Here is a 22,029-nt window from a genome sequence, read left to right as displayed (position 1 = left end):
TGTTGTGTTTGAGGACCGCGTTATTTACGAAGGCTTGTGAACAGGAATTGCAGTTGTTCCATTGGTGAATTACGTTAGTTAATGGAGGTTTTTGAGCAGGCACTGTTGTATTCGTGCCGTAATCACTTTACTTATGGAGGGCTGTGAGCAGGAATTGCAGTCGTTCTCTTTGAGGACCACGTTTTAACGAAAGTACTTTTGCTTCCGTTTCCTTCTTTGAAATATAAGAGATGAGGAAGTCAAGTTTATTTAACAGCCGTTCTACGGTCGTATAATCGCCTATATTCAGCCGGATATCTGCTTCTTCAAATAAGAGATCAGTCAGTGCATCAAGTGTAGAATAATGGACATCTTTCTCTTTGATAAATGCTTCCAGTTCACTGATGCTAAGACTGTCGAAGAAGTCTTTCGTTCTGAATTTGGTGGCGGTGAATACGGTATTAATTTCCTGCAAGGCCCTTGCCGGCTCACTTTTCTTTGCGCTTATAACAGCTCGTAAAACCCTGCCTAATTCTTCGATCATCTCCAGAAAATAATCCTTTGGCATAATAACATACTTTATACGCTGTAAAAGTATTGCTTTTTTCAGACTGCGTCTTTCACGATGACTGCAGAGAGGGTCGAAGTGACGTTTATCAGGGCCATAAGATCAGTACCGGTGGTATTTGCGAGTATCAAATGAGTATTTTTCAGTATTTTGCGGCTGGTTTTCAAAGATAATCAGTAAATATAACCCTGTATACCCATGGCATCCCGTTTTTTACCTATGATGGTATTGTTTACCATTGTTTGTCTGCCTGTGACCGCTCAGGTAGCAAGCTTTAATATTCCCGATACCGTATGTGTGAATACTCCTGTAAAAATTCAGAACACATCTACCGGTGGAAGTACTTATTTCTGGAACTTCTGTTCAGGTAACCTGTTCAGCACTCCCGTTGTATCCAATCTGGGTAATGTCGATGGTGACCTGCGGGTACCTACTTTTCTGTCTATGGCGAAGGATGGAAATAACTATTATGCCTTTATAACAAATAATATAGGCCAGTTGGTGCGCTATAATTTTGGCAACAGTTTCCTGAATGCCCCGAGCTCGGATAACTTCGGCAACCTGGGAGGTGCTATTCCCAACCATACGGAAGGGGTACAGGTGATCCGGGATATCAATGGCTGGCATGTAATTGTGGTGGGAGGAACGGATGAGATATTGCCGTCTATTGTAAAGGTGGATTTTGGTTCATCCCTGGCGAATGTGCCTGCAGCTACCAACTGGGGTAATATGGGCGGCATGGATTATCCGCATGACCTGTATATTACACAGGAGGGAAGTAACTGGTACGGATTTACGGTAAATATTATAAATCATACCGTTACACGATTTGATTTTGGTAATTCGGTAGGTAATAAGCCTACAGCAGTGAATCTTGGTAATCTGGGGAACCTGCGTAATCCGACTGGCATTTTTGCCACGCAGGATAACGGTAACTGGTATGTGTTTGTAACAAATGAGGGCAGCAATTCTATCACGCGTCTCGACTTTGGTAATTCTCTGGCTAATACACCTACCGGCGTGAATCTGGGCGGTGGAGGCGGTATTATTAACGGGCCGAGGGATATTTCCATCATCCGTGACTGCGGAAAGATCTTCGGCCTGGTGGTATGCGCAGGCTCTTCAGACCTGACCCGTATAGATTTTGCATCGGGTATTACCAGCAATTTTACGGCTACTGCATTGAATGCAGGAAGTAACTTTAGCTTTCCACATTCTATCTCTCCCATCTTCCGGGAGGGCAATGATTTGTATGCATTCATTACAAACGCTTACAGTAATACTTTGTCAAGGTTTGTCTTTAACAGCTGTAATACTTCCAGTACAGCCTCTTCACTGCTAAAAGACCCGCCGGATGTTACTTATAACGCGCCAGGGACATATACCATTAATCTGCTGATGGATGAGTCATTAACTACACAGAACACTTACTGCCGAAGCATAGTAGTACTTGATCCACCGGTGGTAAATCTGGGGCCAGACCAGCGCATTTGCGTAGGCGGAACGATCGCATTAGATGCAGGTAGTGGTTTCAGCAGCTACAAGTGGAGCACAGGTGAGGCTACCCGACAGATCAACGTAAGCGCTGCCAGCACCTACCAGGTGGAAGTGAGCAATGGAGGTTGTACTGCCACTGACGATGTAACGATCAGCATTAACCCGGCACTGAATATGACGCCTATAGTGACTGATGCCACCAGTATGAGTCCAAAGGGCAAAATTGAAATAACTGTGACAGGCGGAACTGCTCCTTATACATACTACATTAATGGCAACAGCAATGGAAGTAACAATGTATTTGATAACCTGGATGTTGGACCGTATACTATATTGGTAGAAGACAACGCCGGCTGCCGGATATCGCGCCTTGCAGAAGTAAAAATGACTGTTACCCCTCCGGTGGCAAGTTTTAATATCCCAGACACTGTTTGTGTGAATACTCCCGTAAGGATTACGAACACATCTACCGGGGGAAGCACTTATTTCTGGAATTTTTGTTCAGGCAGTCTTTTCAATACACCGTCGGTATCCAATCTTGGGAATATCGGTGGCAATCTGAACGTACCTACCTTTATGTCAACGGCAAAGGATGGAAATAATTACTTCGCTTTTGTAACCAATAACGTAGGGCAGCTGGTGCGATATGACTTTGGCAACAGCTTCCTGAACACGCCCGTTTCAGACAATCTGGGCAATCTGGGTGGCGCTATCCCTAATCATACAGAGGGAGTACAGGTGATTCAGGATATAAATGGCTGGCATGTGATAGTGGTAGGAGGAACAGATGAAATATCGCCATCCATTGTAAAGATAGATTTTGGCTCCTCACTGGCCAACGCACCTGTGGCTACCAACTGGGGTGATATGGGTGGCATGGACCATCCGATTGATCTGTACATCACACAGGAGGGCAGTAACTGGTATGGCCTTACAGTGAATTACCTGAATAACACTATTACAAGGTTTGATTTTGGCAATTCTGTAGGTAACATGCCGACCGCAGTGAACCTGGGCAGCCCTGGCAACCTCGATCACCCCACAGGTATTTTTGCTATACAGGAAAATGGGAACTGGTACGTATTTGTAACGAATGAGGCTTCGAACACGATCACCCGCCTTGATTTTGGCAATTCCATAGCAAATACTCCAATAGGTGTAAACCTGGGAAATGGAGGTGGTACTATTGTACAACCCAGAGATATAGCCATCATTCGTGATTGTGGAAAGATCTTTGGGCTGATCGTCAGTACAAATGCTTCAGACCTGACGCGCATGGACTTCGCATCAGATATCACAAGTAGTTTCACTGCCACATCATTAAGCACAGGTGGTAATTTCAGTTTCCCACACTGTATTTCACCGATCTTCCGCGAAGGAAATGACTTGTATGCTTTTGTTACCAGTGCGAATAGCAATACGTTGTCGAGGATTGCGTTTAACAGTTGTAATACTTCCAGTATCGCCTCATCCACTTTAAAGGACCCGCCGGATGTTACTTATAATGCGCCAGGGACATATACCATCAATCTACTGATGGATGAGTCATTACCTACACAGACCACTTACTGCCGAAGCATAGTGGTACTTGATCCACCGGCGGTAAATCTGGGACCAGACCTGAGCATTTGCGAAGGCGGCACAACCGTATTAGACGCGGGTACTGGTTTCAGCAGCTACAAATGGAATACAGGTGCGGCCACTCAACAGATCAATGTAACTGCTGCCGGTACTTACCAGGTGGAAGTGAGCAACCGGGCTTGTACGGCAACTGACGATATAACGATCAGTGTCAACCAGGTATTGGACATAACGGCCACAGTGACTGACATTACCTGTTTAAATGAGAAGGGTAAAATTGAAATAACTGTAACTGGTGGATCTGCTCCTTATACATACTATATCGGCAGTACCAGTAATGGAAATAACAATGTATTTGATAACCTGGATATCGGATTGTACACTATCCAGGTGGTAGACAATGCCGGTTGCCGTTTGTCGCGTATTGCAGAGGTGAAGAATGATCCCACAAAGACATTGGATGCAAGCGCTGTTACAACGCCGCCTACCTGTTATGGCAATACAGATGGGCGCATTAGTATACAGGTGAATACTGGCATAGGCCCCTTTGAATATGCATTGCAGGGAGAAAGTTATCAGGCCAGCCCTGATTTCAGCGGTTTGTCTGCTGGCAGCTATGTGGTGAATGTGCGTAATGCCTCTTGTAACGTCGATGTGCCAGTTGATCTGACAGGACCGGATGAACTAAAACTGACGTACAATAAAACGGATGAATATTGCGGGGAAAGAAATGGTGAAGTGAATGCTGCTGTGGTAGGAGGGACTCCTCCTTATAGTTACTACTGGGATAATGTTGGATCTGGCGCTAATATTACCGGTTTGCAGGCAGGCGCCTATCAGTTGTCGGTGACTGACCAGCGGAATTGCACACAGCAGTCGACGATTATACTTGATAATATTATACTTCCACCGGTAGATATTACCAACAGCAATACGACCATCAATATCGGCGAGTCTGTACAGCTGCATGCTATCAATGCAATTGATTATGCCTGGACACCGGCTACTGGTCTAAGTTGTATTGATTGTGCTGATCCTGTAGCCACCCCGCGGCAAACAACTACTTATACCGTAACAACACCTACCGGAAAAAATTGCGGTAAAACAGATGTTGTAACCGTGATCGTTACTTTTAACAATTCACTGTATATTCCTACTGCTTTTACACCGAACGGAGACGGTGTGAATGACAGGTTTGTTGTGAAAGCAAGAGGCGTTGCGGCGTACAACATCCGGATCTTCAATCGTTGGGGACAAGAGGTGTTTTCTTCAAATAATGTATCTGATCATTGGAACGGTAAGTTCAAAGATCAGCTACAACCTGGCGGGGCATATGTCTACATTGTTACCTATAGCTTCTATGGGCAGGAGAATAAAGAACTGATGCAGAAAGGAGCATTTACCCTGATAAGATAATATACCAATATGAACCGGCCATTCTTATATTCAAACATAGGAATGGCCGGTTTTGTGTTTTATTCTATCGCTGTCAGATTATCAGATTGATCCGCATCCGGTAAGTAACAGTAGGGATCAATAGCGACCGTTTCAGGTGGGTTGTTTACTACCAATACCAAACTGTTCGTGGATTGGGAGAAATGATGTTTTGCCAGGTATATGGGCGTACTCTGGCCATTAAGTTCCGCGGAGGGTACATCAAATACAGCAATGTCTATTTCTTCATCCGGAGGCAGTGACTGATGATTGTTCCGGTCTGTTTTATCTATGCTTACATTTAGCTGCAGTTTGTATTGCCCGTTTGGCAGTTGTTTACACGAGACTGTTTCTACTTTTAGTGAGTAGACGATCACCCGTTCCAGCCAATCCTTAATGTGCTTTATTTTACGTTCGGACGCCTCCTGGTATAACTCGTGCAGCAAATCATCAGCAGTGGCTTTTAGTCCCGGGTAAGTGTGTCTGTCCAGCAGACGGTGAAGGGCTTTATTCAGCCGTTCTTCTCCCAGTGTTTCTTTCAGCGCATACATGGCCAGGCTGCCTTTCTGATAATGCACAAATGCCTGCCCGTTTGTTTTGGATAAAGGTTGTTCCTGTTCATCCCTGTCGCTGAGGGCGAAGTATAGTTTATTGTCGGCGCGCAGGTACTCCCGCATAAGGGGCTTGCCAAAAGCATGCTCTAATACCATGGCTTCCGTGTATTGTGCGAGCGTTTCTGTAAGCAATGCGGCTCCCGGCTGAGCCACTGGTGAGAGTTTGTTTGCCCACCATTGATGAGCCACTTCATGCGCAATGATGCCATAAGCGTGATTGATCTTATTACTGCCGCTGAAATCTCCCTGGAAGCTGATGTTTTCAGCACCGAATACCACGCCCGGATAAGCTGTTGCAGCTCCTCTGTATTGTGGTATTTCGGCGAGTATCAGTTGTTTATGCGGATAAGGCCCGAAATGTTGTGTGCAGTAGTCTATGGCGTCTCTCATAGCCCGCATCATAACAGGGACATTGGCAGTTTGTCCGGGGTGAAAGAAAATGCTGAAGTCCACGCCTTTATAGCGCTCTTTTTTGATCTCGTACCTGGCGCTGCTGATGGCAAACATGTAGTTGACAGGTGCAGTTGTTTTATAGTGAAAATAATGGCGGTTATCGGATAACCAGGACCTTTGGAGGACCCCTGTTGTTACTATATATTGCTCCCGGGTGGTGGAAACGGTCGTTTCAAAGTCAATAAGATGATAAGTGCTGTCTGCAGGCAAAGTCTGTGTTTGTTCCCGTAGTCCATTTGCTTTCCGGGTGGATTTGTCACTGATTTCAAACCTGTCGTTATAACCGAGGGAAGGCAGATATTTTTCCAGTTCAATGTAAGAGCCGTTACCGGTTACTGTATGCTCGCTGTTGAAGGGGGTGAAGCCTGAACGGATCACTTTCATTGAAAATTGTAGTGTAGTTTCAGCGCCCGGCAGCAGGGGTTTCTTAAGTTCATACAAGTGTTGATTAAATACGTCATCATGTGTTTCCTGAGCCGTGCCGGGTAAATAAATGTTGCAGGATGTGACTTCAGGATCTATGCTTATCCAGATCTTTGAAATGGGACCGGGAGAAACATTCCTGAGTTTGAAGCTACCTTTTACAGTATACTTCCCTTCTGCCGGATATAGATCTACGTTTGTTTTTACAGCAGTAATGACTGGTTGAGGAAGATTCGCCAGTGGCCTGTACGCGTGTTCATAACGTGCCTGCCAGTTTAGTTGCGCCTTACTGTTTTTACATCCGCCTTCAATATTGGTTTTATAATAGATAAAGGCGCCTATAGAAAGAAAAATGACCAGTGGCGCCAGCCATACCAGCTTCATTCTTATTAGCAACCATTTCTGGCGAATATGCCGGCTTCTTTGCCAGTAATGGATGGTCAGCAATGACAACAAGGCTGCTAAAGCCGACCAGTACAGCATGTACCAGTTGAAAGCATGGGCATAGTGCCCGAAACCATTCATAGCGGAACTGCTCATGTGTGGTGTCTGGCCATAACGTAGCAGGTAGTGCTCCATTCCAAACTGGCGGCCGAATATAATGATGGCAGCTGCCAATAAGTTCACGAGCATTCCCAGGTATTTGTTGGGTATTAATGTCTGAATGAATAGAGCAAGGATAGCAAACAGGAATAGCGGGAATCCACTGTAATAGTATAGTGATGCATACAATGGCAAGCCAATGTGCCAATAACCATTACTGATCTGCATCACCAGTCCTATCGCAATATTGGCAGTGATCAGCGTTGTAATTAGTAGTCCCAGTGTTCCGCATTTCGCGGCCCAGATGATGCTATTCGCAACAGGTGTACTATACAGTAATGCCTGTGTATTGGTACTGCGTTCACGGGCTGATAGTTCGGCAGTGTAAAAGATGATCAGTAACATGGCAGGACGAACCGGTAGCAGTGACTCTACTATGATGTTGGTAGCCGGGTAAAGGTGTATGCCATAGGCGCCGTTTACAAGTGAGTCTTTCAATTCGATGGAGAAGATAACGATCCACATTGCCACCATCAGCAGGAAAGGAATGTGTTTGAATACAGAGATCACTTCCAGCCTGAATTGCGAAAGAAAGCTGTTCCAGCCGTAGGTGAAACCTACGGGATATACCTGCCGTTGGTTGTAAGGTATTGCCGGCGTTGTCTGCTCATTGGTCCGGGGCGGGGTGGTCTTTACCGGAACTTGTAAACGGAACACAAAGTACCTGTAGGTGATCAGCAGCAGTAAGCAGGAACATGCGGTCCATATTAGGCGGTTCATCAATAAAATACCACTCAGGGAAAAGAGTTGCTGATTGCGCTGTGTTACCGACCAGGAACGGGTGTCTCCGAAAAAGATAGCCAATCCGAAGGGATCGCTTAATAAGGGAAATAAGCCGGGCGTGGTTGTTTTCAGCGCTGAACTGGCAAAGAAGGGGGAGTTGCCAAGGATGGCGCTGACGGTGTAAAAGATGTATAACAGCACGCCTGCCGCGTAAGTAGCGCGGACGTCCCTGGTGAGCACTGCTGTACAGAAAATGATACTACAGACGAACAGGATATTGGGTATTCCGAAAACCAGCAGCGGCTGAATGAAGTAAGCTGGATTGAAGGCGCCCAGATGGGATTTGTCTGCCAATAAGGTGCCTGACAGCATGCCCACGGTAGAAGAGCAGAGTACAAGCAATACCGCCAGCACCAATCCCACGAACCGGACGGTAAAATATGGTAAACGCCTTACGGCTGTTGTGAATAACAGGGCATCCATGCCATGAGTGGTATCCCGCAAGACGACATTCGCACAGAATAATGTGCTTACAAAAATAGAGAAGAGGGAAAGGATGCTGACAATATAGGTGATGACATAAGGTGCGTTGGCGTGTACATCATTGCTGCCAAAGTTGCCGTGAATGCCCAGTACTCCCAGTCCCAGAAATAGCAGGGCAGCTATCTGGAAGGTAAGTTGCCGGAAATGGTATCGTACTTCAAATCGAAACAGGGCACTTAACATATAACACCCTCCTTTCCGCGGCATTGCGCTCCAAATAATGCAGAGAAATAAACATCTTCCAGGCCGGGATGAAACGGCTCGAACCCCTGAGCGGGACAATCATCGGCAAGCACGTGCAATTGTATGCTGCCTGCTATTCTGCGGGTGGAAATAATATTGTAATCTGCCCGGTAATGAGAAAGATCGTCTTTAGCGACTGTTTTTCGCCATATCCGTCCTTGCAGATCATCAGTCAGAGATGAAGGCTTTCCCTTTAAAATGACCTTCCCATGGGCCAATACGGCCATTTCAGGACACAGGTCATGTACATCCTCCACAATGTGTGTGGAGAGTAATACGACCACCTGCTCTCCGATCTCGCTGAGCAGGTCATGGAAGCGGTTCCGCTCCTGAGGGTCCAGACCGGCGGTAGGTTCGTCTACAATGACCAACTGAGGCCCGCCCAGCAAGGCCTGTGCAATGCCGAATCTTTGCCGCATGCCTCCGGAGAATGTGCTGACGGCCTGTTTCCTGGCCGCATAGAGGTTGGTTTGATGTAAAAGGGCCAGTACCTGTTCTTTCCTTTCCGCGTTATTCATCAGCCCTTTCAGCACAGCAAAATGGTCGAGTAATGCCAGCGCAGATATTTTAGGATAGACGCCAAAATCCTGGGGAAGATATCCCAGCCGGCTGCGTAGTTCCTGTGGATGCTGGTGGATATCCTTGCCGTCGAACAATACCTGTCCGCTGTCGGGGAGCTGTAAGGTGGCCAGTGTACGCATTAAAGAAGATTTGCCGGCGCCATTGGGGCCAAGTAGTCCGAACATGCCATTGGAGATATCCAATGAGATATCGTCCAGTGCTTTAATATTATTACCGTAACTTTTAGTCAGGTGTTTTATCTGTAGTCTGTGCATATATATTGAATATGACCGCAAACTAAGTTTCAGCTGTAGCCTGATCAACTATAGATGAGGAAAGCGCTGCAAGGGATGATAAACGACAGTTATCTGATTATATCGGTTAAAGGCGACGTACATCATGAAAAACATTGCTTTCGTCATTAATATTTGTATGTGTGATTGAATAAGTGTTCTTTTATTTGTTGTAGTAATATGAATGAATTAACTAAGAGACAGGATTTACTGGTCAGGCGCCTGGATATATGGCTGTTTGGAGGCATGCTGATATGGGTCAGCATCCTGGAGATCCGGCCGGAAAGCTGGGAAGCGTTCTTACTTCACATGGGTATATCAGCAGTGATAGCGATACCTGCTTTTGTGTTCTCCTGGAACAGAACGAAATGGTTAGAGGAGCTGACACGCAGGCAGTATTTTTTGTACTGGTTGCTTTGTTATGGCGTCTGTTTGCCGCTGATCACTGCTTTGTGTATCGTTGTTAAACCGGGCGGCCGTCCGGTGGCTTCTGTTGTGACAGTCGCTCTTTGCTGCATCTCACTGGAATTGTTATTGTCAGCGCTGGTTTACTATCAGCAAAGGGGCCGTCATGTGAGATGGGTAAATAAGATCAGTCTTGACAAAGCCGTGCTGGTCAGTCTGCTGCTGATCGCTGTTATGCTTTCGGCTATGGCGGTATCCAGTCTGGACGATCCTCGTTATCATACAGAGAAGCAACTATTGATCGGTTATGAGTTTGATCTATATAAGATCATTACCAGGCCGGGTGTCTTTCTGAGTTTTGTTGCCCAGTTCATGTTCATGTATCTGTGCGGTTATCTGTTGTATTATATCAATAGCCGTTTCCTGGTGACGAAGGTGTTGAAGCAAAGAGGCATTGTATTGTATGTAATGAGTGTATTTGCAGCGATGGCTTTTCTTTACCCGGTACTGGGGCAATTATTAGCCTTATTGCCCATTAACGGCCTGCTGGGAGGGATCTTTTCGGGCAATCCGTTTTTACTGGAGAATGCCTTTGGCGGATTGGCGGTTATATTTTTAACCCTGCCTGTTGTACTGGCCCTGCAATGGGCGAAGCAGAACAACCGTATCGTATCGCTGGAAAAGGAAAAGACCCGTGCGGAGCTTGATCTTTTAAAGCAGCAACTGGATCCTCATTTCTTTTTTAACACGTTGAATAACCTGTATGCATTGAGCCTGCAGCAGTCGAAGCAGACACCGGAGAGCATTCTGCAGTTGTCAGAACTGATGCGCTATGTGATCTACAAGGGAAATGAGGCGACAGTTCCTGTCAGCGAGGAAATAAAGTATATCACCGACTATATGCAGTTGCAGCAGATCCGTTTGAAGATGCAGTTAGACCTGCAGTTCACCCGGCATATCAGCAATGATAACCAGGCGGTGACGCCTATGTTGCTGATCGTCTTTATTGAGAATGCCTTTAAGCACGGTATAGAACCGGCAGATGGTCCGGCATTCCTGCACCTGCATCTCGAGTGTACTGAGCGGCAGCTGTATTTCAGCTGTGAGAACTCCTTCGAGCCCGGCGCCATCGGGCATGCAGGCATAGGGCTGGATAACCTGCAAAAGCGGCTGGCGCTGTTGTACCCTGGCCGGCATGTGCTGAAAACCGCTGTAAAAAATCATACATTTAAGGCTGAAATGCAACTGGACCTCTCATGAGTTTGCGATGTTTAATAGTGGATGACGAGCCACTGGCGCACGATATCATTCTGCGATATATGGAGGATGTTCCCTTCCTGGAGAACTGCGGCCAGTGCTACAGAGCTACGGAAGTACCTGATTTCCTGAACAGGCAGGCGATAGATCTGATCTTCCTGGATGTGCGCATGCCTAAACTGAACGGACTGGACTTCCTGAGAACATTGCAGCAACGTCCACTTGTTATCATCACGTCTGCCTTTGAAGAACATGCGCTGGAGAGCTTTGACCTGGATGTATGCGATTATCTTCTGAAGCCTTTCCGCTTCGATCGCTTCCTGAAAGCTGCCAACCGGGCCTTGTCAGATTATACGTTAAGGCAACAGGCTACGGCAACGACGCCGGCAGCGGCACCACCATCACCAGTTACAACGGCCGCCCCTGAACGGATCTATGTTAGGTCGGATAAGAAACAGATACTACTGAACCTGGAAGATATATACTATCTGGAAAGCCTGGGTAACTATGTTAAGATATGGGACGAACAGCGTTTCCTGCTGACCCCGAGAACATTGAGCAGCTTTGAAAGTCAGCTGCCTGCAGATACTTTCATACGCATTCATAAATCTTATATCCTCAATAAGAAATTTGTGCGCTATATTGAGGGAAATATCATTAGCCTGAAGAATGGCAAACAGCTGCCACTGGGAAAGAACTACAAACATGTGGTGAAGCAATTGCTGAACGGGCAGGGAACCTGAATATTATTCATGCAAATGACGGCGCTTAAAACAGTTGGGCTTTTATCGGTTCAGCAACGGAAACTTTTACTGGCTTATAGCAGGAACAAACAATGCTTTTATTTACCCGGAGGTAAGGTGGACGCGGGAGAATCTGAGACGCAAGCCTTATGCAGGGAAATAGCGGAAGAGCTGAATGTGAACATGACGGAACAGGAGCTCGTATATTACACCCATATTACTGCACCTGCTTTTGGTGAAAAAGAAGGTGTTATCATGGAACAGGACTGTTACTGGCTACACCGCGATATCATACCTGAACCTGCAGCTGAAATAGGAGAGGTGCGTTTCTTTTCGGTAGCTGATTATTCCATGCAGGAAGCGCAGGCGCCCGGCGTGATCGCCATTCTGAACAAACTACAGCAGGAGGGCTTTATAGATTAACTTACGGAGCAACAATTACAAATCATTATAAATTATGAATTACAGACCATTTAAAGACGTGCAGGTAGCGGAAGTAGGGCTGGGCACCTGGCAACTGGGAAGTGCTGACTGGGGCAATGTTAATGAGGAGGAAGCAATAAAAATACTGCAGGCATATACAGCTGCCGGCGGCAATTTTATAGATACTGCGGATGTATACGGAATGGGCGTGAGTGAAACCATTATTGGTAAATTCCTGCAATCGGCCGGCAAAGAGATCTTTGTTGCCACTAAGCTGGGACGCAGGGGAGACGCAGGTAATGGCTGGCCGCAGAATTTTACGTATGATGCAATGAAGCGTCATGCAGAGGAGTCACTGCAACACCTGGGACTTTCCCAGTTGTTCCTGGAACAGCTGCATTGCATACCGACGGAAGAGATGCGTTCAGGAAAGGTATTTGATCATTTACGGAAATTACAGCAGGAAGGTCTGATCCGTTATTTCGGCGCCAGTGTGGAGACCTCTGAAGAAGCGCTGATCTGCCTGGAACAGGAAGGATTAGCATCATTGCAGATCATTTTTAACCTCTTCCGACAACATGTGGCAGAAGAGGTTTTTGCGAAGGCGAAAGAAAAGGGAGTGGCCCTGATCATACGCGTACCGCTGGCCAGTGGCCTGCTGAGCGGGAAGTTTAAAGAAGATACTGTCTTTGGAGATAAGGACCACCGTAATTACAACGCAAATGGTGAGGCCTTTAATGCAGGGGAAACTTTTTCGGGTGTTGAGTTCCGGGAAGGAGTGAAGTTCGCAAACAACATCAGGACGCTCCTGCCTGATGAGCGTATGGCCGAATGGGCGATCCGTTGGATATTAGATCATCCGGAAGTAACAACCGTTATTCCCGGTGCATCGAAGATCAGCCAGGTGAACAGTGATGTGGCGGCTTCCAGCTTACAGCCATTATCGTCCGCTGTTCATGCGCAACTGAGACAGTTATATGATGACCAGATCCATAGCAAGATAAGAGGGCATTATTAATAAATAGCGCAGGAAACCACCCGGACATTTTTATGCGGGTGGTTTCCTGTTCTTTTTGCTCATGCTCAGATCATCTGCAGATGGGGGCGTATTTTCAATTCTACAATGTCACAGCGTGCTGGCTGAGCCAGGCAGTACAATACTGCATAGGCGATGTCTTCCGCCTGTAGCATCTCTAGTTTTTTTTCTTTTTCCCTTTGCTCTTCCAGCGGGACCGGCTGCATGTCAGTTCCAACAGCTCCGGGTTCTATCAGGCTCACCTTGATACCTGCTTCATTCACCTCCTTCCGAAGGCTTTCCGAAAACCCCTGGATACCTGATTTGGTTGCAACATATACAGAACTGCCTTTTTCCCTTACATCGGCACTCATAGACCCGATATTAATTATATGCCCCGCTTTACGCGCTTTCATTCTTTCTATAGCATGGTGGCTACAGGCCAGATAGCCCAGCAGGTTGGTCTTAATGATATGTTCCCATTCTTCATAATTTCCCTCTGTTACACTCTGATACGCCAGGGCTGCATTATTGATCAATACATCGAGTTTTTCAAAATGCTTATCTACTTCCGTGAATATCCTGGCGATGCCTTCGGCGCTGGACATGTCGGTAATAATTCCTTTTATCTTATCTCCTACACCCATTTTCCCGGCGTCTCTAAGAGTATCACCGAGGTGCGTCTCATCCTGTCCGGTAAGCAGGACATTAGCTCCTGCAGCGGCCAGCATCAGGCTGGTAGCACGTCCTATACCGGTAGTACCACCTGTAACCAGTATAGACTTATTGCTGATATTTTGTGACAGGTAGTCTGCATATATGCGTTGTGTGATTGTCGTCATTGCTGTTTGTTTATTTCAATGATCTGATCTCCGTGAATAGTGTATTCAAGATGTCCTTCACGTGTTAGTTCGCCTTTTACCGTCCGTTTATCTTCTCCTGCGCTAACGGTAAATCCTGTAAGCGCTTGTCCGTTTAAGCTTATTATTCGAAGACGGCACTGTAGTGTTTTATCACCAAGGATCTTAAGTCTCATCGGACTTTCCAGCCTACGGTCTGCCGTCGGATAGTCAACGAACACCATAAAGTCTTCCTCCGCTGATTTAAAATAATGCCTTGGCACTATACCAAAGGCAAGTCCGGCGCCATAGACTTCCTGTCCTACCTCACCTGATTTTTCCCATCCATCGTGAATATCTTCCAGCGCAATCCATAGATGAGGGACAGTTTCCCCCGTTCTTACTTCTTCAGAAAGCATTTCTTTCGGCAATACCGGCGGACAATAGTGTATGGCACGGGAAACGAAATGCCTGATGAACTCAGCTGTCAACAATGCCGCTGAACGTAATAATGGCGTATCGTGGGCATGGCTGAGAAAATTATGAAACGCGGCAAAACATTCCTGTTCCTCATAAACTGCTATGTAAGGCGCGTTAGTTAAAGGGAACAGTGCAAAGAACAGGGGGAAATGTTTCAGGTAGCCATACTCGCATTGCCATAGCGTGATGTTCGCGAACAGATTGGCCAGGAAGAGATAACACAAGTCAAGATACAGCTCATTTTTTGTTACGTTATATAAGCGTAGCATCGCGCCGGTGGAAAAGGCAGTGTTGTTAGCCTGATACATTACCTGAAATCCATAAGCTGTAAGACTTTGGGCAGCTTTTTCAGCCTCTTCCATATAGCGCTTATCACCGGTCAGTTCCCAGGCTTGCAGCATAACATGCGCATAAATACCGGCCACGTCTTTTTCTCCACCTTCGCCGGGAGCGGTTTCTTCTTTGATCACCTCAAAAGTCTTCACGTCATAGAAGACCGGCCAGCGGTAATTGAAGTGATGAGCTACTTTTATGGAGAATTCGAGTGATTTGAGGAACAAATCTTTTGCCGCATCGTCGCCTTCCAATGCCATCCTCGATAGATTGAGCAGTGGATGGTAAAGATACCAGGAGTCCATAACATCAGGTTGCTTATGAGGCTCTGAGCCATCCAGCATGGAGGCGGCGGCTGGTAGCCAGCGGCGCAGCAATCCTTTCTCTTTATCATAAAATTCCCCAAGTCCTTCCTTTAATTGCCCCATTAAGTCCAGATTTTTTCCAAGCCAGAGCGAATAATCCAGCAGTGGTAATAAGACAGCCAATTGTACCATTACCTCCGGTGGATTTTTGTAATCACTGACATAAGCGTTGAGATAAGATTTGCCGCCATGATAGCTCCAGCAACCATGGGTGGTTTCAATATCCTTCAGTGATTTATTGAGTACATCCTGATAATCGTGATAAATGCAGGACGGCCGCGGCAGGTGAATATACAGATCTGTCAGCCGGTCAAGGAACTGTCTGGCGATTATAAACTGGTTATCGGGGAGGAGAGCATCAAATGTAACAAAGGCATCGGCAATCGTAAACTTCCTGTTGGCAGGTAATAGTTTATCTTTTGTAGCAGGCAGCGAAAAGCCCAATTCCGGCCAGGTACCTCCAACGGTATCGCCCGGGGAGGTCATGGTGGTGCTAAAGTAATCATCAAGTGCAGAAAAGTTCTGCAGATACAGAAAGGAGCCACTCCGGGGCTTCGTTATGCCGGCGTATATTAAGCCACTACGCAGTCCTGACTGCTGGATGTAAATTTCTCCTTCATGCTCCAGCCGGTTGCCGTCTTCCCCGATGATAATGATGTCCCTCGGCCAGAAAGGGATAGCCATCGGTATAGTTGCCTGGAAGCGAACCGTATAGTGCAACACAGGCTTTTCATTTTCCGGAAATTGTATTTCTACCTCAAAGTGGCCGATCCGGCAGGTCAACGAGCAAATAATACGATTGTTTTCGCTGATAACCTCATTTATGACAGGGCCATCAGGACCATATGCGGTCCGGAAGGCGATTTTAACCTGCCCGTTAAGTGCAGCGATAATCCAGAGAGAATCTTCTCCTGAATGACCGTAAAACTTATATTGTCCGATCTCTTTGGAAAATAAGGAACCATTATTCCCTGCAAGCTCTTTGATGGACGTTGCTGCCCATGGTGATACGCCAGTCATGCTGCTCATATTTGTTTTAAAAATCAGATCCCTGCATGAATTGTCCGGGGTTAATACCTGAAATAACAACTTGCGTACCATGCACAGAAGGAAAGGCAATGTGTGTCTGGCAAAGCATTTGTAGCGGATAATAGACAGCTTAATGAACTATCCCGGGAATTATTGCACCTATTTGTTACCAGGCGGGCATTCAATCATTCCACTACCTAGTAGTCGTTTTTGCGCGTATCTTTACCCTGTACTATTGATATTGTCATGAGATATAAAACACCTGTGCTAAAGAAAGACCAACCGGACGATTCCTATAAATTCAGGGCATTACCGAAACCAAGTGGCGCTTATCCTTACCGTTTACCTATTCAGCACGTCATTCCTGATATCGGTAACGGGAAAATGACATTTCATATGGTAGGCGATACAGGTAGCCTGCGTAGTCCCGATTTTCAGGAAAAAGTAGTGAGGCAGATGGTCAGGCAGTACAATGTGCCCAAAGATGAGCAACCACAGTTCCTTTATCATCTTGGAGATGTAGTATATAATCATGGAGAGGCGTCGCAGTATCAGCGGCAATTCTTTGATCCATATAAACTTTATCCCGGACCTATCTTTGCCATAGCAGGCAATCATGACAGCGATGTGAATCCGGATGTAGCACCTTATAACAGCCTGGATGCCTTCATGACGGTGTTTTGTGATACAACGCCTCATACGGTGGCATTCGGTGGTGGATCGGAAAGGAAAAGTATGGTGCAGCCCAATGTTTACTGGACACTGAATACGCCGCTTGCCAATATTATCGGGATGCACAGCAATGTGCCCAAGTTCGGCATCGTCACTGAAGAACAAAGGAACTGGCTGAAGGAAGAGCTGAAAGCTGCTGATCAGGAAAGGCCAGGGAAGGCATTGATACTATGTATCCATCATGCGCCTTATTCGTCGGATGTAAACCATGGATCCAGTATCCCCATGATCACACTGCTGGAGTCAGTTTTTGCAGAAACAGGTATCAGGCCGGATATCGTTTTCAGTGGGCATGTACACAACTATCAGCGCTTTAAAAGGAGTTATCCTGAAGGCAGGCCTGTATGTTTTATCGTTGCCGGTGGCGGAGGATATGATGAATTGCATGCAGTAGCTGCGCTTGAAGATAAACGGTTCACCAATGAAAATGCATTGTTTGATGACGTGGAATTGGAGGCTTACTGCGATGATAAACACGGTTTTCTGAAGATCATGCTGGAGAGAACGGATAAGGGATTGACCCTGACCGGTCAATATTATCCGGTACCTCACGATAATACACCCGGTAATGATGTTGTTGCTTCACCGGAAGATACTTTTACAATTGAAATAGGAAAGTAAGATAGTTTTATAAAAGTAAGGGTCGTCCACGATTAATGGACGGCCCTTACTTTTTATAAAAAGTGAGATAGTGTCAGTTTAGTCTTCTAACTAAGGAAAAACGCCAGTAGCGAAGGCGTTACCTTTTCCACCGGGTGCGGCGTGCCGGGTAATACAGCCATCTTTGCCTCGGGCAGTGCTTTGTAGGTAGCGATCGTTTCTTCCAGCGTCACCATTTTATCCCTGTCGCCCAGCATAATAAGGGAGTCGGTTCTTATGTCTTTATAATCGTCCGGCTTCAGTGGATTGTCCTTTCCCATTGCAGTCAGCATGTCCGCTGTACGTTGCAGCACTACCTTCCAGTCGTTCGGGGCATGCATATCGGCCAAAGCAGCGGCAAAATCGGGCACTTTGGTAGTAATGGTCTCAGTGTCCAGCATTTTGATCTCTTTAGCCGCGGTAGCTTCGTCCCAGTGAAATTTGGTACCCAGGGTAATGACCCTTGCTATCAGTTGCGGATGATGTTTCGCCAGGTACATGGCCACATAACCTCCCATGCTATAACCAAAAATGGTTGGCTGCTGCAGGTGATGCGCTTCTATATATTCCAGTGCGGCTTCTGCGAAGAGTTTAATGGAAAAGGGGCCTTCCGGCAGGTCCTTCCCTCCATGACCGGGAAAATCAAAAAGATGTACTTCATACTGTGTTGACAGCTGCGCAGCTATTGCCCTTAACTGGCGGGATGCACCGATGGCGCCGTGGAGTATTAACAAGGATGGTTTCATACACTGAAGTTAGGAGATTTTGGTATAACTGCTTCAAAAACAAAGGAAAAGATGTTTTGTTGCTGTAATCCATATGTTAAGAAAAATATAAAAGTATTTAATATATTTGTTCTTATTAATTATTCACCTATATCTTAATCCCTACACATGGAGCAACAGTACAGCCCATCGGGCACTGTAATTAAAAACCCCGCATTGACGTTTCACGGTGACGGAGGTACTTATTTCGGCATTCTATTTTTAAACTGGCTACTGACAGCTGTAACACTCGGCCTGTATTATCCCTGGGCAAAAGCGAAGAAATTACAATATCTCTATTCGTCCACTGAGCTGGATGGATCCCGACTTGCCTGGAATGGCACGGGTAAAGAGATGTTCAAAGGATTTCTGAAAGCTATGGGACTTTTTGTGGCAGTGCTCATTCTCGTGAATGTCTGTGCTTACTTTAAGCTGCCTTTCGTAGGAATGGTGTTCTACATCCTTTTCCTGATCTTTGTCGTACCAGCAGCGATCCACGGTGCAAACCGTTACCACTGGGCCAAAACATCCTGGAGAGGGATCCGCTTTGGTTACCGTGGCGACAGGAAGACATTTATGAAACTGTTCCTGAAAGAGATGTTGCTGACCATCGTTACCCTGGGTTTCTATGGTGCCTGGGCAGCTATCAACATCCGTAACTACCTGCTGAGCAATATCCGTTTCGGCAGCGGTGAGTTCCGTTATAACGGCAATGGTGGTGACTTTTTTGTTATGAACCTGAAAGGGTATTTCCTGACGCTTATCACCTTGGGTATCTACAGCTTCTGGTGGCAGGCTGACATCTTCCGTTATTACGTTGATAACCTGCGCCTCGTTCATGGCGATAAGTCTTTCACGTTCCGCTCCACAGCGTCCGGCAGCAATTTTGCCGGCCTGCTGATCGTAAATTTCATTCTCCTTATTTTTACATTCGGTATCGCCTTCGCCTGGGTGCAGACACGTACAATAGAATTCCTGATGTCAAATGTTGAGATAGTGGGAGATATTGAGCTGTCAGAACTTGCACAGACCGAAGAAGAATACAGAAATGCAACAGGCGAGGATCTCGTGGATATGTTTGATCTGAGCATCATCTAATAAAAATATGTACAAGGGACAATATTACAATCACCAGGTAGCAAAGGCCATTCCTGTCACTGTGGAGGTCTTCGAGGGAAGTCTGTTGGTAGATTATACCACGGAAGGCGAGCCTTCCCAGCAACTGCGATGGTTCTTTAGTGAGATCTCCATACAGGTAAGCGACCGGAATTTTATCCGCATTACTTATACGGGAGAAGAAGCCGGTAGCCTGGAAGTGAATGATCCGGTTTTTGTACAAGAGTTCCTTAAAAATTACAAACTCTCACGCGGTGTCGGCTTACATGAGCTGGCACTGCGTGGCGGTTATAAAGTAGGCCTGATCTCGCTGTTGATACTCATCGGTATTCTGCTGGCGGGCCATTTCTTTATACTGCCCTGGTGTGCCGATAAGGTGGTTGATCAGCTGCCCAGGTCCTTCGATAAAGAGATTGGCATTGCGGCCCGTAATGGTATGCAGGAGAAGATCGATACAGCCGGTAGTGAACTGCTGACAAAGTTTGCTGCCCAAATGAAGTGGGATACGTCCGATTCTCTTGTATTCACGGTAGTGCCCAGTAGTATTGAGAATGCCTATGCGCTTCCTGGCGGGTATGTGATGGTATATACAGGGTTACTGAAGAAATTGCGTACGAAAGAGGAACTGGCTGCATTGTTATCCCATGAAGTGGCGCATGTAACCCGTCGTCATTCTGTTCGTAAATTATGCCGTGATCTGAGCACCAGCCTCCTTTTGTCGGCGGTATTCAGTGATGCAGGCGGTATAGTAGGAACTTTATATGCTAATGCTACCTCTATTTACAGCCTTACCTATTCCCGTCGATATGAGGAGCAGGCCGACATTACCGGTCTGGAAACCCTGCGTCGCAACCAGGTAGACCAGCAAGGTATGGTGCAGCTGATGCAGGAATTAAAGAAGCTGGACCATCAGCTAAAGATCCCTGAATTTATCAGTACGCACCCGCTGACCGATAAGCGTATGCGCTATGTACAGGAGGATATTAAGGCCCATCCTGCCGCTGTTAAGAATAATGAAAAGATGGAGGAGATATTCAGGCAGTTACATCAGCGTTACCATGAGTGATGTGCGGATACGCCTTATTCAAATCCTTCATTTGTAACCATGGCCGAGCGGCCGTCCACATATGCTTTCCCCCAGTTATTCAATGATTCGAATACCGGTTCGAGCTGTGCACCCAGTGCGGTCAATGTATATTCCACACGGGGTGGTATCTCCGGATAGCTGGTCCTGGTAACGATCCCATCGTTCTCCAGTTCGCGCAGCTGTGCGGCCAGTGTTTTTTCCGATATATCGTGTAATGATTTGTGTATGGCGGAAAACCTTACATTGCCACCGTTCCTTAGCGCTTTATAGATCTTCAGCTTCCATTTCCCGCCTATTATTGACAATGCCGCTTCCAATGCACAATCCGCATTTGGATTGGATTCGCAGTCTAATGTCATTTTTCTGTTATAAGCCATAAAACCGTTTTTTAAAAAAGCCCGAAAGCAGACAAAGCCAACCCTGATGCCACTCACTTACCCTGGCGTAAGCTCTTCATAAAAACCTGATCGCTGCTTTCCTTTGCACAAAATTAGTGAGTTTATGAATAGGAACATTTTGATCACCGGAGGTACTTCGGGTATTGGAGAAGGAATAGCACGGCATTTTTATTCCATCGGATGGCAGGTTTTAGTAACAGGTCGTAATAAAGAAAAACTGGCTGCCTTAGCGAATGAGCTGCCGGAGCTGCATACACTGGAATATGATACGCAGATAGCGGGCGATGAACAGAAATTACTGGAGTTCATCCGTGTCAACTGGGAAGGTAAACTGGACGTACTGATTAATAATGCGGGCCATGTAGAACTGACGCCTCTGAAAGGTATCAGCAGCAGATCAATGGAAGCTATGTACCAGACACATGTAATCGCTCCCACACTGCTTACTTCAGGCTGTATTGATTTCCTGGCAGCTACCAAAGGACATGTGATCAATGTGAGCAGCAGTCATGGTATTAAAGTGTATCCGGAGATCAGCGCTTATGCCGCAGCAAAAGCAGGTATTAATATGCTGACAAAAACATGGGCGCTGGAACTGGCCCCACTGGGCATCCGCGTAAATGCAGTTGCACCCGGCCCTACCAATACACCTGTTCTGGCTAACGCAGGACTGCCATTGGAAATCATCCAGGCCATTCACGAAAGTGAAAGAACATCCATTCCTTTACAAAGGAGAGGCGATGTAGCGGATATCGTTGCGCATGTTGCGATGCTGGTAACAGCCGGTTCTACCTGGGTAACAGGTGTGATATTACCTGTTGATGGAGGTCTGTCTGTTTCCTGATGCCAAAACCAGGTGATAAAGTAAAGCCCCTCTGAACGAGGGGCT

Annotated in this window: 16 protein-coding genes; 9 read left to right on the top strand and 7 right to left on the bottom strand. The window is 46.4% G+C overall.

The features are described from left to right. Positions 1-127: 127 nt before the first annotated feature. Positions 128-547 (bottom strand): hypothetical protein, encoded by a 420-nt coding sequence (locus L3C95_RS18800; protein ID WP_236389897.1) that lies wholly within the window; start codon positions 545-547, stop codon positions 128-130. 198 nt (positions 548-745) lie between these two features. Between L3C95_RS18800 and L3C95_RS18795 the strand changes: the two genes are divergently transcribed. Then, the gene (locus L3C95_RS18795; protein WP_236389894.1) at positions 746-5,041 is read left to right on the top strand and encodes a gliding motility-associated C-terminal domain-containing protein; all 4,296 of its coding nucleotides are present in this window, start codon (positions 746-748) and stop codon (positions 5,039-5,041) included. A gap of 59 nt (positions 5,042-5,100) precedes the next feature. Here L3C95_RS18795 and L3C95_RS18790 read toward each other — a convergent pair whose 3' ends face one another. Beyond that, complete coding sequence (locus L3C95_RS18790) at positions 5,101-8,601, bottom strand: M1 family aminopeptidase (RefSeq protein ID WP_236389871.1); 3,501 nt, start codon at positions 8,599-8,601, stop codon at positions 5,101-5,103. After that, a complete protein-coding gene (locus tag L3C95_RS18785; RefSeq protein ID WP_236389867.1) occupies positions 8,595-9,497 on the bottom strand; it encodes an ABC transporter ATP-binding protein in 903 nt (300 codons plus the stop codon). The genes L3C95_RS18790 and L3C95_RS18785 overlap by 7 nt, the downstream gene beginning before the upstream one ends. A 198-nt stretch (positions 9,498-9,695) precedes the next feature. Between L3C95_RS18785 and L3C95_RS18780 the strand changes: the two genes are divergently transcribed. From L3C95_RS18780 to L3C95_RS18765, 4 genes are read left to right on the top strand one after another with little or no spacing between them, the layout of a single operon-like run. Continuing rightward, positions 9,696-11,180, top strand: coding sequence for a sensor histidine kinase (locus L3C95_RS18780; RefSeq protein WP_236389864.1), 1,485 nt, complete (start codon positions 9,696-9,698; stop codon positions 11,178-11,180). Beyond that, positions 11,177-11,920: a LytR/AlgR family response regulator transcription factor gene (locus L3C95_RS18775; RefSeq protein ID WP_236389858.1), complete on the top strand. Its 744-nt coding sequence runs from the start codon at positions 11,177-11,179 to the stop codon at positions 11,918-11,920. Before L3C95_RS18780 ends, L3C95_RS18775 begins: the two co-directional genes overlap by 4 nt. A gap of 15 nt (positions 11,921-11,935) precedes the next feature. Continuing rightward, the gene (locus L3C95_RS18770) at positions 11,936-12,343 is read left to right on the top strand and encodes an NUDIX hydrolase (protein ID WP_236389857.1); all 408 of its coding nucleotides are present in this window, start codon (positions 11,936-11,938) and stop codon (positions 12,341-12,343) included. Between the two features lie 34 nt (positions 12,344-12,377). Next, positions 12,378-13,361, top strand: coding sequence for an aldo/keto reductase (locus L3C95_RS18765; RefSeq protein WP_236389855.1), 984 nt, complete (start codon positions 12,378-12,380; stop codon positions 13,359-13,361). 65 nt (positions 13,362-13,426) lie between these two features. On the opposite strand, the gene L3C95_RS18760 is transcribed toward L3C95_RS18765, so the two are convergent. Continuing rightward, positions 13,427-14,200, bottom strand: coding sequence for an SDR family oxidoreductase (locus L3C95_RS18760; RefSeq protein ID WP_236389854.1), 774 nt, complete (start codon positions 14,198-14,200; stop codon positions 13,427-13,429). Further along, positions 14,197-16,395 carry a hypothetical protein gene (locus L3C95_RS18755; protein ID WP_236389846.1) on the bottom strand — a complete coding sequence of 733 codons (2,199 nt, stop codon included), beginning with the start codon at positions 16,393-16,395 and terminating at the stop codon, positions 14,197-14,199. The genes L3C95_RS18760 and L3C95_RS18755 overlap by 4 nt, the downstream gene beginning before the upstream one ends. Before the next feature lie 255 nt (positions 16,396-16,650). Between L3C95_RS18755 and L3C95_RS18750 the strand changes: the two genes are divergently transcribed. Further along, on the top strand, positions 16,651-17,757 hold the full coding sequence (locus tag L3C95_RS18750) for a metallophosphoesterase family protein (RefSeq protein ID WP_236389843.1): 1,107 nt from the start codon (positions 16,651-16,653) through the stop codon (positions 17,755-17,757). A gap of 86 nt (positions 17,758-17,843) precedes the next feature. On the opposite strand, the gene L3C95_RS18745 is transcribed toward L3C95_RS18750, so the two are convergent. Beyond that, positions 17,844-18,521, bottom strand: coding sequence for an alpha/beta fold hydrolase (locus tag L3C95_RS18745; RefSeq protein ID WP_236389837.1), 678 nt, complete (start codon positions 18,519-18,521; stop codon positions 17,844-17,846). A gap of 147 nt (positions 18,522-18,668) precedes the next feature. On the opposite strand from L3C95_RS18745, the gene L3C95_RS18740 reads away from it, so the two are divergent. Together L3C95_RS18740 and L3C95_RS18735 are read left to right on the top strand one after the other, a co-directional pair. Continuing rightward, entirely contained in the window at positions 18,669-19,637 is a 969-nt protein-coding gene (locus L3C95_RS18740; protein WP_236389836.1) for a YjgN family protein, read from the top strand. Between the two features lie 7 nt (positions 19,638-19,644). Further along, positions 19,645-20,721, top strand: coding sequence for a M48 family metallopeptidase (locus L3C95_RS18735; protein WP_236389829.1), 1,077 nt, complete (start codon positions 19,645-19,647; stop codon positions 20,719-20,721). A 14-nt stretch (positions 20,722-20,735) separates the two neighbouring features. On the opposite strand, the gene L3C95_RS18730 is transcribed toward L3C95_RS18735, so the two are convergent. Beyond that, a complete protein-coding gene (locus tag L3C95_RS18730; protein ID WP_236389824.1) occupies positions 20,736-21,119 on the bottom strand; it encodes a winged helix-turn-helix transcriptional regulator in 384 nt (127 codons plus the stop codon). A gap of 124 nt (positions 21,120-21,243) precedes the next feature. On the opposite strand from L3C95_RS18730, the gene L3C95_RS18725 reads away from it, so the two are divergent. Next, the gene (locus L3C95_RS18725; RefSeq protein WP_236389822.1) at positions 21,244-21,984 is read left to right on the top strand and encodes an SDR family NAD(P)-dependent oxidoreductase; all 741 of its coding nucleotides are present in this window, start codon (positions 21,244-21,246) and stop codon (positions 21,982-21,984) included. Positions 21,985-22,029 lie beyond the last annotated feature (45 nt).

The organism is Chitinophaga filiformis, assembly GCF_021646545.1.
Classification (GTDB): domain Bacteria; phylum Bacteroidota; class Bacteroidia; order Chitinophagales; family Chitinophagaceae; genus Chitinophaga; species Chitinophaga filiformis_A.
The sequence above is the reverse complement of the archived record's forward strand: the minus strand, read 5'-3'. Positions and strand labels throughout refer to the sequence as shown.

Excerpts from the sequence above, each read along its gene's own strand:
- L3C95_RS18800 (WP_236389897.1), bottom strand. The coding sequence starts at position 547 with ATGCCAAAGGATTATTTTCTGGAGATGATCGAAGAATTAGGCAGGGTT.
- L3C95_RS18795 (WP_236389894.1), top strand. The coding sequence starts at position 746 with ATGGCATCCCGTTTTTTACCTATGATGGTATTGTTTACCATTGTTTGT.
- L3C95_RS18790 (WP_236389871.1), bottom strand. The coding sequence starts at position 8,601 with ATGTTAAGTGCCCTGTTTCGATTTGAAGTACGATACCATTTCCGGCAA.
- L3C95_RS18785 (WP_236389867.1), bottom strand. The coding sequence starts at position 9,497 with ATGCACAGACTACAGATAAAACACCTGACTAAAAGTTACGGTAATAAT.
- L3C95_RS18780 (WP_236389864.1), top strand. The coding sequence starts at position 9,696 with ATGAATGAATTAACTAAGAGACAGGATTTACTGGTCAGGCGCCTGGAT.
- L3C95_RS18775 (WP_236389858.1), top strand. The coding sequence starts at position 11,177 with ATGAGTTTGCGATGTTTAATAGTGGATGACGAGCCACTGGCGCACGAT.
- L3C95_RS18770 (WP_236389857.1), top strand. The coding sequence starts at position 11,936 with ATGACGGCGCTTAAAACAGTTGGGCTTTTATCGGTTCAGCAACGGAAA.
- L3C95_RS18765 (WP_236389855.1), top strand. The coding sequence starts at position 12,378 with ATGAATTACAGACCATTTAAAGACGTGCAGGTAGCGGAAGTAGGGCTG.
- L3C95_RS18760 (WP_236389854.1), bottom strand. The coding sequence starts at position 14,200 with ATGACGACAATCACACAACGCATATATGCAGACTACCTGTCACAAAAT.
- L3C95_RS18755 (WP_236389846.1), bottom strand. The coding sequence starts at position 16,395 with ATGACTGGCGTATCACCATGGGCAGCAACGTCCATCAAAGAGCTTGCA.
- L3C95_RS18750 (WP_236389843.1), top strand. The coding sequence starts at position 16,651 with ATGAGATATAAAACACCTGTGCTAAAGAAAGACCAACCGGACGATTCC.
- L3C95_RS18745 (WP_236389837.1), bottom strand. The coding sequence starts at position 18,521 with ATGAAACCATCCTTGTTAATACTCCACGGCGCCATCGGTGCATCCCGC.
- L3C95_RS18740 (WP_236389836.1), top strand. The coding sequence starts at position 18,669 with ATGGAGCAACAGTACAGCCCATCGGGCACTGTAATTAAAAACCCCGCA.
- L3C95_RS18735 (WP_236389829.1), top strand. The coding sequence starts at position 19,645 with ATGTACAAGGGACAATATTACAATCACCAGGTAGCAAAGGCCATTCCT.
- L3C95_RS18730 (WP_236389824.1), bottom strand. The coding sequence starts at position 21,119 with ATGGCTTATAACAGAAAAATGACATTAGACTGCGAATCCAATCCAAAT.
- L3C95_RS18725 (WP_236389822.1), top strand. The coding sequence starts at position 21,244 with ATGAATAGGAACATTTTGATCACCGGAGGTACTTCGGGTATTGGAGAA.